This window comes from Arthrobacter glycogeni (assembly GCF_054511155.1).
Genome location: NZ_JBTNDE010000001.1, coordinates 226,574 through 239,109, shown reverse-complemented (window position 1 = coordinate 239,109; position 12,536 = coordinate 226,574). Strand labels below are relative to the sequence as shown.

Below are 12,536 nucleotides of genomic sequence, written 5' to 3'. Positions count from 1 at the left end.
GAATTGTCCACATCCGCACGATTAACAGATATCGGGCATCAGCACTCGGGCACGATATCACCTATGGACCTTTTTAGCCTGCTGACTTCCCTCGGTGGTGTTGCCCGCCGCAAGGACCTGGTGTCCAACGGCGTGAGTGCTCACCAGCTGAGCGCGGCACTAGCAGCCGGCCGATTGGCGAAGCCATGCCGGGGTGTCTACTGCCTCCCCAACGCAAACCAGTCTCTCCTGACCGCACTGCGCGCTGGCGCCGATCTGGCCTGTATCAGCGCAGCGAAGCACCGCGGGCTGTGGATTCTCCGTCCACCGGCCTTGATTCATGTCAGCGTCGACCACGGCAACGGGCTGGACGGTGGGTTCAGGGTCCACCGCTCAGCAAAACCGCTCACGGTTTTGGACATCTGTGTGCAGTGCATGCGCTGTCTACCCGAGCTGGATGCTCTCTGCATTGTCGAATCTGCTGTGGTGCTGGACGCCGTGAGTATCCCTGCACTTCGACAACGGGCAGCCGGTCGCAGGGACGTTTCCCTGCGAAGACTTATTGATCAGATTGACCCATTTTCCCAATCAATTTTGGAAACGGTCGCCAAGTACCACCTTCGGCGTGCCGGGTACAGCTTTCAGTCGCAGGTCTACATCAAGGGGGTCGGACGGATCGACCTGGTGGTAGAGAAGGTGCTGGGGGTCGAGGCCGACGGGCGTCGGTTCCATAGCGGGTCAGCAGATTTCGAAGAGGACCGACGTCGCGGGAACCTCCTGATGTTAGGCCGTGTTCCAATACTTCATGCCTCCTATCCGTTGCTCGTCGATCACCCTGAAGAGTTCCTACGGTTGGTTAAACAGGCACTCGCCGCCTACGCTCCCACCGATCAGTCCCGACGGCTGGGATCCTCTAGACAATCCCAATGACGGGGTGCTCCCAGTGGGAAATTGCGCCGCCGCCGGGCCGCAGCAGGGGCGGGAGCAGGAGCAGGGGCAGGGGCGTGAGCAGGAGCGGGGACTTAGAACCGCCGAGGCCGCCGCGGGGGCGGGGGAGGGGCCGGTTTGGCCGCCGTCACCAGGTCCAGGCGTACGACGACGTCGCCGTGGAGGCGGGTCCGCACCGTGCAGCTCTGCTGGTCGATCTGCACCAAATCACCCAGCGCGTCGGTGAGTCCGCCGTCGATGCGATACCGGACCACCACGCGTGTGCCCACGGGGAGGGCGATCAACTGCTGCGCGGGGGAGTCCATGTGATCAGCGTAATGGGCGGGACCAGCAGTGGCAGGGGTCATAGGGCAGTGCAGCCGCCCGATGCGGCTGCGCCGGGTCGTTGCGTTAAGCTGGAAACGGAACGAAGCCCCAACTGGAAAGGCGTGGGAAGTGACCTACGTAATCGCACAGCCGTGCGTGGATTTGAAGGACAAGGCCTGCATCGAGGAATGCCCGGTAGATTGCATCTACGAAGGCGAACGGTCCCTCTACATCCATCCGGACGAATGCGTCGATTGCGGCGCGTGCGAACCGGTGTGCCCGGTGGAGGCCATCTACTACGAGGATGATACCCCCGACCAGTGGGCCGAGTACTACAAGGCGAACGTCGAGTTCTTCGACGACATCGGGTCTCCCGGCGGTGCCGCGAAGCTCGGCAATATCGGCAAGGACCACCCCATCATCGCCGCATTGCCGCCCCAGAACCAGGACGCATGACCGCTCACGGCGGCAACCGCCCGTTCGGTATCGCGCTGCCGGACTACCCTTGGGATGCGATGGCGCCGTACGTGGCACTGGCAAACCAGCATTCCGACGGCGCCGTCAACCTTTCCATCGGCACACCCGTTGACCCCACCCCGGCCGTCATCCAGCGGGCGCTGACCTCCGCATCGGACGCCCCGGGGTACCCCACCACACATGGCACTGACGAGCTGAGGGCTGCAGTCAGCGACTGGTTTGCCCGCCGCCGCGGGGTCCCGGGTCTGGATCCGAAGGACATCCTGCCCACGGTCGGATCGAAGGAACTCGTGGCCTGGCTTCCCACCCTCCTCGGGTTGGGGAAGGGCGACATCGTTGTCCGCCCCACCGTCGCCTACCCCACCTACGACATTGGTGCGGTGCTGGCGGGCGCTACAGCCGTGGCAGCCGATGACCTCTCCACCCTCGATGCGGACACCCGATCGCGGGTCCGCCTGGTCTGGGTCAACTCGCCAGCGAATCCGACGGGTCGGGTGCTATCTGCGGCCGATCTTTCAATCATCGTGGCGGACGCACGCGCGCTCGGCGCCGTCGTCGCCTCGGACGAATGCTATGCCGAACTGGGCTGGGACGACTGGGATAGCGCGCACGGCGGCGAAGCGGTGCCCAGTGTGCTGGATCCCCGGGTGAATGGCGGCAGCCACACCAATCTGCTGGCCGTCTACTCCCTGAGCAAGCAATCCAACATGGCCGGCTACCGGGCCGCGTTCACCGCTGGCGATCCTGCTCTAATCGCCACGATGGTCAACTCCCGCAAACACGCTGGAATGATCGTCCCGTTCCCCGTCCAGGAGGCCATGCGCGCCGCATTGAGCGACGACGAGCATGTGCAAGCCCAAAAGGACCTCTACCGGTTGCGCCGGGATCGGTTGATCCCGGCGCTGCAGGGCTTTGGGCTGCGGATCGAGGACTCGGTGGCTGGCCTGTATCTGTGGGCCACAGCCGGTGAAGACACCTGGACCACTGTCGAACGGTTCGCGGGGCTCGGGATCATCGTGGGACCCGGGACGTTCTACGGCGACGCCGGCCGAGGCTTCATCCGCGTGGCGTTGACTGGCACCGATCAGCGTATCGACGCAGCAGTCCAAAGGCTCGCCGCAGCACGGTAAGGCGGCGACCTGACGACCCCGGTGTTCCGATTAGCGCTCGGGGCGCCCCTACCGGTAGCGTTTTAGCTGAATGTGTGACAGTGACGTCAGCCAATGCATGCCACCACTCCTGAAGGAGAGTTCAATGACCGAGCAGAACGGTGCGTCGTTGCACTATGACGGAGGCAAACTCAGCCTTCCGATGGTCAATGCCGCTGAAGGCAACAATGGTTATGACGTGTCGAAGCTGCTCAAGCAGACTGGCGCCGTCACCTTTGACCCGGGCTTCATGAACACCGCCGCCACCACGTCGGCCATCACCTACATTGACGGCGACCAGGGCATCCTGCGCTATCGCGGGTATCCGATCGACCAGCTGGCCCAGCACTCCAGCTTCCTCGAAGTCTCCTACCTGCTGATCTACGGGAATCTTCCCACCCCCGCCGAACTGGCATCCTTCGACGGCCGGATCCGCCGCCACACCCTGTTGCACGAGGAGCTCAAGGGCTTCTTCGGCGGGTTCCCCCGTGACGCGCACCCGATGCCGGTGCTGTCGTCAGCCGTCTCGGCGCTCTCCACGTTCTACCAGGACTCCCTGGACCCGTTCGACGACGAGCAGGTGGAACTCTCCACCTTCCGCCTGATGGCGAAGCTCCCTGTCATCGCCGCCTACGCGCACAAAAAATCCATCGGGCAGCCGATGCTCTACCCAGACAATTCGATGAACCTGGTGGAGAACTTCCTCAGGCTCTCCTTCGGTCTCCCCGCCGAGCCATACGACCTGGATCCGATGATGGTCAAAGCCCTCGACCTGCTGCTCATCCTGCACGCCGATCACGAGCAGAATTGCTCCACGTCGACGGTGCGTCTGGTCGGTAGTTCACACGCCAACATGTTTGCTTCGGTTTCGGCTGGCATCAACGCACTGTTCGGGCCGCTGCACGGCGGGGCGAACGAGGCGGTCCTGAATATGCTCCGCGACATCAAGGGCAAGGGCATGAAGCCTGAAGACTTCATGGAGAAGGTCAAGAACAAGGAAGACGGCGTGAAGCTGATGGGCTTCGGGCACCGCGTCTATAAGAACTACGACCCCCGCGCCACCATCGTCAAGGCTACCGCCCACGACATTCTCGGCAAGCTCGGCGGCAACGACGAACTCCTGGACATCGCGATGCGCCTAGAAGAGAAGGCCCTCGCCGATGACTACTTCATCGAACGGAAGTTGTACCCGAATGTCGACTTCTACACCGGTTTGATCTACAAGGCGATGGGCTTCCCCGAGAAGATGTTCACAGTGCTCTTCGCTATCGGGCGACTGCCGGGCTGGATTGCCCAGTGGCGCGAGATGATGCAGGATCCGCAGACCAAAATTGGTCGCCCCCGGCAGCTCTACACCGGCGAGGGCGCACGCAACTACCCAGCGCGCTAGCAGCACCGAACGCACCCCTTGCGTCTCTGATCTACGACGACGGCCGGTCTCCTGCGGAAGGGCGACCGGCCGTCGTCGTCGGGCGTCTTCTTAGCTCTCGTAGCCTTGAGGGTTATGCTTTTGCCAGCGCCAGTGGTCCTCGCACATCTGCCGCAGCGACCGGTGCGCCGACCAGCCAAGGTCGGCCAGCGCCGCCGACGGGTCCGCGTAGCTCACCGCCGCGTCCCCGGGTCGGCGGTCGGCGAACTCGTAGGGAACCTCGTGTCCGGCCGCGGCAGAGAACGCGGCGAGCACTTCGAGCACCGACGCCCCATTGCCCGTGCCCAGGTTCCAGCGGTGCACGCCGGCGTGGGTGGCGAGGTAATCCAGTGCGGCGAGGTGGCCTGCCGCCAGGTCGACCACGTGGATGTAGTCGCGGATGCCAGTGCCATCGGGGGTGGGGTAGTCGTGGCCGAAAACCATGACCTTCTCCCTGCGACCCACCGCCACCTGCGCGACGAAGGGGAGCAGGTTGTTGGGAACTCCGGTGGGGTCCTCGCCAATTCGCCCCGATTCATGGGCGCCTACCGGGTTGAAATACCTGAGCAAGGCAATGTTCCAGCGACCGTCGGCGGCACCGAGATCGGTCAGGATGTCCTCGATCTGTTCCTTGGTGCGCCCATAGGGGTTGACAGCATCCAGGGGCATCTTCTCAATCAGCGGCACCTCTTCGGAGGCACCGTACACTGTGGCCGACGAGCTGAAGACCAGGGTCCGCACCTGGGCCGCCTCCATCACGCGGAGCAGGTTCAACGTGCCGCCCACGTTGTTGTGGTAGTAATGCAGCGGCTGGGTCACCGACTCGCCCACGGCCTTCAGCCCAGCAAAATGGACGACGGCGTCGATAGCCTCGGTATCGAACACGGCCGTCAACGCCACCTCGTCCAGGAGGTTGACCTTGTGGAAGGTCAGGTCCTTCCCACTCAGCTCCCTCACGCGGTGGAGGGCGATCTCGGAGGAGTTCATCAGATTGTCGACCACTACCACCTGGTGGCCAGCGTCGAGGAGGGCGAGCGTCGTATGGGAACCGATGTAACCGCTGCCGCCAGTAACCAGAATTTTCATAGGACAAGCCTAGTTTGTTGTCGGCGGATTCGTGGTGTCCACTGCTGGAGGGTGGAGGGCGATCGGTCTACCCTTGAGGAGTAAGCCGAACCCGCGCCGGGGAGTCCGGGACGGATTCGACGGGAAGGTTGAGCGGATGACGCCCTCCGGTGACTCTGGGTGGCAGATAGTTGTGAGCACTTCGCCGATAATGTTGTTTTCCCTGTATCTGCGGGACTCCGCCGGGTTGGACTTCGGACTGGACGCCGTAGGGGTCCCGCTGGTTTCCACGGTGGTCCCACCGGTGCCCCGGGCCGATCCGGGTCAGCTGGTGAACGACGCCGGTGGGTTGACGGTGCTGCGGATTGAATGGGAAACGTGGTGGCGCCAACTGCTGGGCAAAGACCCCCCGCCGGAGGCCACGCCGCCGCACTTCCCTGAACTGGAGTCGCTGCCCGCCTTGCAGCTCCTCGCGCACGCCCACTATGGCTCAGCGATGGAGTGGTCCAGCGCCCGGATCACCGAATACACGGAGTTGTCCCGGCGTCGTGGGCGGTTGAGGCCGCAGGATCCGTTCAGGCAGCTGATCCAGGAGCGGGAGCTCGAGCTAGCTCGGGATGCCAGGGCGTTCACGCTGCAGGTGGTTGAGCTTCCCCTCAGTGAGCCGCGGGCGTGGTTTGTCGAGCCCGGCACGCTGCTCATGAGTCAGGACCTCTCCGACGACGAGGAGGCGTTTTGCAGCTATGTGCGCCCTGTCGTTGAGCTGCTCGCCTAGACTGCCGGTGGTGCTGTGGGATCCCCGGCGAGCCGGATGACCAGCTGGCCGGTGGCAGTCTCGGCGGCGTCCCAGCCGTGATCTGCCCTGGTCCACTGCAGCCCGCCAAAGGCCACCGCCTCGATGTGGAGCGCCTTCGCGTTGGCGACCGCCCACTGCGCGGCGGCCCAGCCGCGGGTGCCGGTGACCTCCAACGACAGGATCCCGGCGTCTACCACGGGTGCTTCGAGCGGCCCGAACACCCGCTCGGCAGCTGACTGGACGGAGGCCGGATCGCCGGTCTGATCAGCGCCCCGCAGGACGCAGTTCAGGGACGCGGGGGAGTTGCCGGTGAGGGCCGAGGCGAACGCCCGCCCCTCCGCCTCGTGGTCGGCGTAGGCATCAGGAAGCGCACTGCGCTGCACTGCCTGCGCCGCCTCAGTGATCGGCAGCGACTGGTAGGCCGGCACCTTCACCAGCGCGTCGTAAAACGCACCAGCTGCGTAGAGCGGGTCCTGAACCTGATCGTCGGTGCCCCAGCCCTGCGAGGGACGCTGCTGGAAGAGCCCGCGGGAGTCCGGCCCGGCCTGGTCACCGTAATCAAGGTTGCGCAGGCCTGACTCCTGCACCGCTGTGGCCAGGGCGATCGACGCCGCACGGGCGGGAAGGCCCCGCGTCACGGCCACCGCGGCGATCAGCGACGCATTCTCCGCCTGCTCGAGACCAAGTTCGTAGGTGTCATTGCCGACGACGGCGGTGCACCGTTCCCGGATCAATACCTCAGAGGAACCCACCTGGTTGACCGCCAGGTAGATCCCGCCGGAGAGCACAGTCGACAGGATCACGAGGACGAGTGTTGTCTTCACCCGCCGGCGCTTCCGTGCCTCGGCCTTCCTGTACGCCATAGTTCCCTAGTTGGCGTGCAGCACTGAGTTCAAGGCGATTCCGTGACCGCTGCGCTCCCGGGCTTCGACGACGCCGGTCGCTGAGTTGCGGAGGAAGAGCAGGGAGGACTCGCCGGAGAGCTCAACAGCCTTAACCACTCGCGCGTCGGGGAGGGTAACTTTCGTGCCCGCCGTGATGTAGAGGCCCGCCTCGACAACGCAGTCATCGCCGAGGGAAATTCCGATGCCGGCCTGCGCGCCGAGGAGGCACCGTTCACCGATGGCGACGCGTTCTTTCCCGCCGCCAGAAAGGGTCCCCATGATCGAGGCGCCGCCCCCGATGTCCGAACCGTTTCCCACTACTACCCCAGCGGAGATGCGTCCCTCGACCATCGACTGGCCCAGGGTGCCGGCGTTGAAGTTGACGAAGCCTTCGTGCATCACCGTGGTGCCAGCGGCCAGGTGGGCACCCAGCCGAACCCGGTCGGCGTCGGCAATCCGAACACCGGCAGGCATCACGTAGTCCACCATGCGGGGGAACTTGTCCACTGCGTACACAATGACCGTGCCGCGGGCGCGGAGCCGCAACCGGGTGGTCTCGAAGTCCTGGACGGGGCAAGGCCCGAAGTTGGTCCACACCACGTTGGCCAGGAGCCCAAAGACACCGTCGAGGTTCAGCGTATTCGGCGCCGCCAGGCGGTGGGACAGGAGGTGGAGGCGCAGGTAGGCGTCGGCAGCATCCGTCGGCGGAGCATCGAGGGCGCTGTGCACCTCGATGACCTTCTGGCGGGTACCGCGCAGCTCATCGGTGCCGGCCAAGGCGTCGAGGGAACCCCTCAGATCCTCCTGCGACGAGGCACCGAGCTCGGGCCGGGGGAACCACACGTCAAGAATAGTCCCGTCGGCATCGACTGTGGCAAGACCAAGTCCGTGGGCTGATCGGGGGCCAGGATCGGCTGGTGTAGGGGCGGCGGCTCGTTCAGTCATGGCCTCAAGTCTACCGAGCGATAGGCTGGATCCATGACCGCACACCTCCCCATCAGCCTTGACCTTTCTGCCGACGTCGCTCTCCTGACCGCGTCGCTCCTCGACATTGAGAGCGTCTCGGGCAACGAGAAGACCCTCGCCGATGCAGTCGAAACCGGTTTGCGGGACTGCCCCCACCTTGAAGTAGTGCGCGACGGCGATTCGATCATCGCGCGGACCTCCCTTGGCCGCGCCGAACGGGTCATCCTGGCTGGCCACCTGGACACGGTGCCCCTGCCCGGCGTCGCAGGCTCCCGGGGAACGGTGCCCAGCATGTGGGAGGGCGACGTGCTCTACGGTCGCGGTGCTACCGATATGAAGGGTGGGGTGGCGGTTCAGCTGGCGCTTGCCGCTGCCCTCACCGAACCCGCCCGGGATATCACCTATGTGTTCTACGACCATGAGGAAGTGGAGGCGTCGCTGAGCGGCCTGGGCCGGTTGGTCGAGAGATTCCCGGACTGGCTGGCGGCTGACTTCGCGGTGCTCCTGGAACCCACCGACGGCACGGTGGAGGGCGGCTGCAACGGTACCGCCCGGTTCAACGTCACCACCACTGGCACGGCCGCGCACTCGGCGCGCGCCTGGATGGGCGAGAACGCCATTCATGCGGCCGCCGACATACTGGCCCGGCTTCGTGACCACGAACCGCTCACCGTTGACGTGGACGGGTTGGCCTACCGGGAGAGCCTCAACGCGGTGATGATCAAGGGTGGGACCGCGGGAAATGTTATTCCGGACCGGACCGTGATCGAGGTCAACTACCGGTTCGCGCCGGATAAATCACCCGACGACGCCGAAGCCTACGTCAGAGCCGTGCTGGCTGGCTACGACATCGAGCGCACCGACGCCGCAGCGGGAGCCCGTCCCGGCCTGCACCATCCGGCAGCAGCCGACTTCGTGGCCGCGGTCGGTGCCGAACCGAAACCGAAGTACGGCTGGACCGACGTCGCACGCTTCAGCGAGCTGGGGATTCCGGCGGTGAACTTCGGCCCCGGCGACCCGCTGCTGGCGCATTCCGACAACGAGCACGTCAGCGCCGGCGAAATCCGCGAGTGCTTGCGAGCGCTGAAGGCCTGGCTCGGCTAGCGCGCCCCGAGGCCGGCGGCCGGCGGGACCGGCGGCCTGGGTCAGGATTGGGGACCGGCGTCCGGACTGGCGTCCGGATTGGGGTCCGGCGTCCGGATCGGCGTCGGAATCGGATCGGGACCGACGATCGGCGTCGGATTGGTGAGCAAACTGGACGCAGGGCGTGAAAGTAGACGTGGGGGAGCAACATGTCCGGCACCGAAGCCCAGGTTGACGCCTCCGGTCCAGCGTGCTCACCTGGCTAGACCGTGTGGCCGATTCCAACTGCTGACAGTGACCGACCAGTTTCCCGGTAAGTCGACTGTGAGTTGCCGAGGTGAATGCCCTCGAATTCGCCGCGTTTGTGGCCGAGCGTCAGTCCCGTCTTCCGATCGGCTGACGGGCGGCACTTTCGTGGCGACGGAGTCATTGACGGGAGGCCTCTGCATGACGAACTTTCAATCGTGGGCGCGGAATTTCGTTACGGCGGACAACCGATTGCCGGTGCGGCACTCCCGGGAGGACGCGCTGCGACGGGCCATGCATCGGAAGGGTGCCGGGGGAGAGCTTTTTGGGCTCGAGTCCGGGACGAATGTATGTCTACCTAATTACCATGTCCATCTCACCAAGAAGATCCAAACGCTTGAGAAGAACATCTCCGGCATTGGTTATGGCGTAGACCGCGACACCCGTTACCACTGCGGCGATAAGCACAATCGCGATTATGGCCGACACGGAATGTCGCCGTCGGACGGTGAGGATAACGGCGGTGAAGGCGCTAAGGACGGCAATCGTCTGCCCAGCCACGGAGGCGGCCGCCATCCTCAGAGCACTGTCCACAGTAAGAGGGCCGTAGCTATTCAGGGCGGCGCTCAATAAGAACGGAATCACCACAACGCCCAGCACGAGAACGGCTGTCCGGCTGATGCGGCGAGGCCGCTTCACCAAGGAAACCTCGTCCGATGACATAGGCACACTCATGCTGTCACCCTACCGAAGGGCCTTCCAAACGACCAGAGGCAAGCTGACTCTTCAACTGTTTACGCCGTCCGCCTAGCCAATAAACTAGCGGAACGCCAACAGCCTGACGGCGCCCGCCTCATGGACATCCGCTTGCCTCTCTCATTCGCGAAACTCAGCCGGCATGCCACCAAATTGCACTGGGGTCAATAGCTTCGACGACGTCTACTACCAAGGCCCTATCGCGCCAACATTGGAGAATGGGTCAGCGCTCATCGGTGTGCATCGAGATCGCGGGCGCGCCACACTACGGGGAGGGCGCTGGTTCCTGTCGGGTTTGGCTCGATCCGCTCGACGGTGAAACCTTCACGTTCGTAAAACGCTGCCGCACGCTTGTTGGCTGTGAAGTGTTCGATGTACAACCGGTGAGCATTTGCGGGTAGCTCCTCGATAAGAGCATCGAGTAGCCGTCGCCCGAGCCCGTGGCCGCGATCCTCAGGGTGGACGTAGAGTTTGTAGATCACGTGGTCCGCTCCTCTATGACCACGTTGACCCACCCCGGTAAGCCTGCCGTCTTGTTCGGCCACAACCACTAAACCCTCGGCCACCGCCGCCCGGATACTTGCTTCGTTCCACCAATTCTGGACCTGTCCGTCTGCGGCTCCGGCGCCAATCAACGGTGCATATTGAGCCCGGATATCCTCACCGAACCGGCGAATGCCAGGAATGTCACCAATCGTTGCGGATCTCAGAACCGAAGGGCTATTCGCAGCTATTCCAGAGACTGTCGGCGTGGCTCTGACCGCAGTGTAAAGGAGCATGTCCCGACGTTCTCCCCCTATTTCCTGGTAACCGCGTAGGAGACCTTCCCGCTGGAATTCGGCGCGGTCCGCGCTACGGATCGAGGCGGTGTTCCATGGCTCGATATGGAGTTCCACCCGGTGCAGCCCAGGAATGGTCCACGCGAAACCCAACAACGCCTGCAAAGCTTTCGCGGCGATACCGCGGCCCCGCTCACCAGGCATGACACCGTAGCCCGCCTGCGCACGCCCCAGGTGTAGTTCTCGCGTCCACAACCCCATCTGGCCCACCGAGCGGCCTGTCCCGGCGTCGGCGATGGAAAAGGAAAATCCTGTCCCTTCGTTATGGCGCTGCCGCTGACGTTCCACCCAGGCTAAAGCTTCCTCCTGGGACGCGTGGCCGGGCAGCGTCCCGATCGTCGGAACGTATTCGTCGCGGGCTAGAGCCATAGCCATCTCGGTGTCTTCATCCCGGAACCGGCGCAGGAACACGTCCTCGTACCGCGGATCTACCAAAGGCCACGGTGGTGTTCCCGAACTGGTTTCCATTCCCTCACCCTCGCACACCCCGGGATCACCTATGTCGAGCATGGTTGTGACTGGTCGTCAGGAATGGCGGTTGATCGCACTATCAATCCAGCGCTGCTGCTCCGCAGGCTCGCTCTGCACCATGTGGGTTGCCTGGGCAACGGATTCTTCTTGCGGCGTGGAGTACCTTTGGTTGATGCCTGATGCAATCTTCGATCACCCACGGGTCGCCCGAGTTTATGACCCCCTCGATCCTGACCGTAGTGACCTGGACACCTATTTCAGCCTGGTTGATGAGTTCGCGGCCACTAGCGTGCTGGACGTCGGATGCGGGACCGGGACTTTTTGCTGCGGTCTAGCAGACCGCGGATTGTGGGCCCTTGGTGTCGACCCCGCCGGAGCGTCCGTTGACGTCGCCCGCACCAAAGCCGGAGCGGACCAAGTGACATGGGTCGTGGGGACTATTCTTGATGTGGCCTTGGCCTTGTCCCAGCATGGTCAGTACGACCTTGCTACGATGACCGCCAACGTCGCCCAGGTCTTCCTTGAGGACGTCGAGTGGATCGCTACCCTGCGAGCAATCCACACCTGCCTGCGCACTGGGGGGCTGATCGCGTTCGAGAGCCGCGTTCCCTCTGACCAAGCCTGGAACGGCTGGACCAAAGAACTCACCCAACGGGTGGTAGACGTCGACGGAGAGGGTCCAGTGGAGGAATGGGTCCACGTAACGAAGGTCGATGGTGAATTCGTGACGTTCGATTCTCCGACCATTTTCTTGGCCGATGGTGAACGCATCGAGTCCACAACCACCCTGCGCTTCCGCACCCAGGAGGCGATCTGCAGTTCACTGTTAGAAGCTGGCTTCACCAGGACCGAGGTGCGGGATCTGCCTTACGCGCCCGGACGCGGCTGGTTGATCCTTGCGCACGCCTGATCGGACGCAGGGACAAGGGGACACTAGCATCACCGCTACCAGGATCGACATCGGCGACGCGAACTCCAGGCAGGCCAATGACGCGATTGAGTGGAGCGGTAGCACGCATGGGTTACGCCGAAGGAAGTAGGAGTAGTCGGCGGTTCGACCGACGACCCGGCGGGTCCAACCAAACGTCACACAGAAAAGTGCGGCTACACCCAAGGGCGTAGCCGCACTTCTCATGTCGGCACCAGCAGCGGTCGTCACCAGCA

General features: G+C 63.9%; 13 protein-coding genes. 7 read left to right on the top strand and 6 right to left on the bottom strand.

Going from position 1 to position 12,536, the window contains the following annotated elements; all coding sequences use genetic code 11:
• Window positions 1-63 precede the first annotated feature (63 nt).
• Window positions 64-909: a type IV toxin-antitoxin system AbiEi family antitoxin domain-containing protein gene (locus ACX80O_RS01125; protein WP_459332224.1), complete on the top strand. Its 846-nt coding sequence runs from the start codon at window positions 64-66 to the stop codon at window positions 907-909.
• 92 nt (window positions 910-1,001) lie between these two features.
• Here ACX80O_RS01125 and ACX80O_RS01120 read toward each other — a convergent pair whose 3' ends face one another.
• The gene (locus tag ACX80O_RS01120; protein WP_459332223.1) at window positions 1,002-1,232 is read right to left on the bottom strand and encodes a putative acetyltransferase; all 231 of its coding nucleotides are present in this window, start codon (window positions 1,230-1,232) and stop codon (window positions 1,002-1,004) included.
• Between the two features lie 130 nt (window positions 1,233-1,362).
• On the opposite strand from ACX80O_RS01120, the gene fdxA reads away from it, so the two are divergent.
• The 3 genes from fdxA (at window position 1,363) to ACX80O_RS01105 (ending at window position 4,248) form a co-directional block, all read left to right on the top strand.
• Window positions 1,363-1,689, top strand: a complete 327-nt coding sequence (gene fdxA / locus ACX80O_RS01115) for a ferredoxin (protein ID WP_459257918.1) — start codon at window positions 1,363-1,365, stop codon at window positions 1,687-1,689.
• Complete coding sequence (gene dapC / locus ACX80O_RS01110) at window positions 1,686-2,840, top strand: succinyldiaminopimelate transaminase (RefSeq protein WP_459305447.1); 1,155 nt, start codon at window positions 1,686-1,688, stop codon at window positions 2,838-2,840. Before fdxA ends, dapC begins: the two co-directional genes overlap by 4 nt.
• 124 nt (window positions 2,841-2,964) lie before the next feature.
• Window positions 2,965-4,248, top strand: a complete 1,284-nt coding sequence (locus tag ACX80O_RS01105) for a citrate synthase (RefSeq protein WP_459332222.1) — start codon at window positions 2,965-2,967, stop codon at window positions 4,246-4,248.
• Window positions 4,249-4,338: 90 nt separating this feature from the next.
• Here the strand turns inward: ACX80O_RS01105 and galE are convergent, their stop codons facing one another.
• Window positions 4,339-5,352 (bottom strand): UDP-glucose 4-epimerase GalE, encoded by a 1,014-nt coding sequence (galE, locus tag ACX80O_RS01100; RefSeq protein WP_459305449.1) that lies wholly within the window; start codon window positions 5,350-5,352, stop codon window positions 4,339-4,341.
• Between the two features lie 172 nt (window positions 5,353-5,524).
• Here galE and ACX80O_RS01095 point away from each other — a divergent pair, with 172 nt between their 5' ends.
• Entirely contained in the window at window positions 5,525-6,106 is a 582-nt protein-coding gene (locus ACX80O_RS01095; protein WP_459305450.1) for a hypothetical protein, read from the top strand.
• Here the strand turns inward: ACX80O_RS01095 and ACX80O_RS01090 are convergent.
• Together ACX80O_RS01090 and dapD are read right to left on the bottom strand one after the other, a co-directional pair.
• Window positions 6,103-6,990: a hypothetical protein gene (locus ACX80O_RS01090; protein WP_459332221.1), complete on the bottom strand. Its 888-nt coding sequence runs from the start codon at window positions 6,988-6,990 to the stop codon at window positions 6,103-6,105. The two genes, ACX80O_RS01095 and ACX80O_RS01090, sit on opposite strands and share 4 nt — an antisense overlap.
• A gap of 6 nt (window positions 6,991-6,996) precedes the next feature.
• A complete protein-coding gene (dapD, locus tag ACX80O_RS01085) occupies window positions 6,997-7,956 on the bottom strand; it encodes a 2,3,4,5-tetrahydropyridine-2,6-dicarboxylate N-succinyltransferase (RefSeq protein ID WP_459332220.1) in 960 nt (319 codons plus the stop codon).
• Window positions 7,957-7,989: 33 nt separating this feature from the next.
• On the opposite strand from dapD, the gene dapE reads away from it, so the two are divergent.
• Window positions 7,990-9,081, top strand: a complete 1,092-nt coding sequence (gene dapE, locus ACX80O_RS01080; RefSeq protein WP_459332219.1) for a succinyl-diaminopimelate desuccinylase — start codon at window positions 7,990-7,992, stop codon at window positions 9,079-9,081.
• Window positions 9,082-9,660: 579 nt separating this feature from the next.
• On the opposite strand, the gene ACX80O_RS01075 is transcribed toward dapE, so the two are convergent.
• Together ACX80O_RS01075 and ACX80O_RS01070 are read right to left on the bottom strand one after the other, a co-directional pair.
• Window positions 9,661-10,041 carry a hypothetical protein gene (locus tag ACX80O_RS01075; RefSeq protein ID WP_459332218.1) on the bottom strand — a complete coding sequence of 127 codons (381 nt, stop codon included), beginning with the start codon at window positions 10,039-10,041 and terminating at the stop codon, window positions 9,661-9,663.
• A gap of 251 nt (window positions 10,042-10,292) precedes the next feature.
• Window positions 10,293-11,369, bottom strand: coding sequence for a GNAT family N-acetyltransferase (locus tag ACX80O_RS01070; protein ID WP_459332217.1), 1,077 nt, complete (start codon window positions 11,367-11,369; stop codon window positions 10,293-10,295).
• A 175-nt stretch (window positions 11,370-11,544) separates the two neighbouring features.
• Between ACX80O_RS01070 and ACX80O_RS01065 the strand changes: the two genes are divergently transcribed.
• Window positions 11,545-12,282 (top strand): class I SAM-dependent methyltransferase, encoded by a 738-nt coding sequence (locus tag ACX80O_RS01065; RefSeq protein WP_459332216.1) that lies wholly within the window; start codon window positions 11,545-11,547, stop codon window positions 12,280-12,282.
• Window positions 12,283-12,536: the final 254 nt, after the last annotated feature.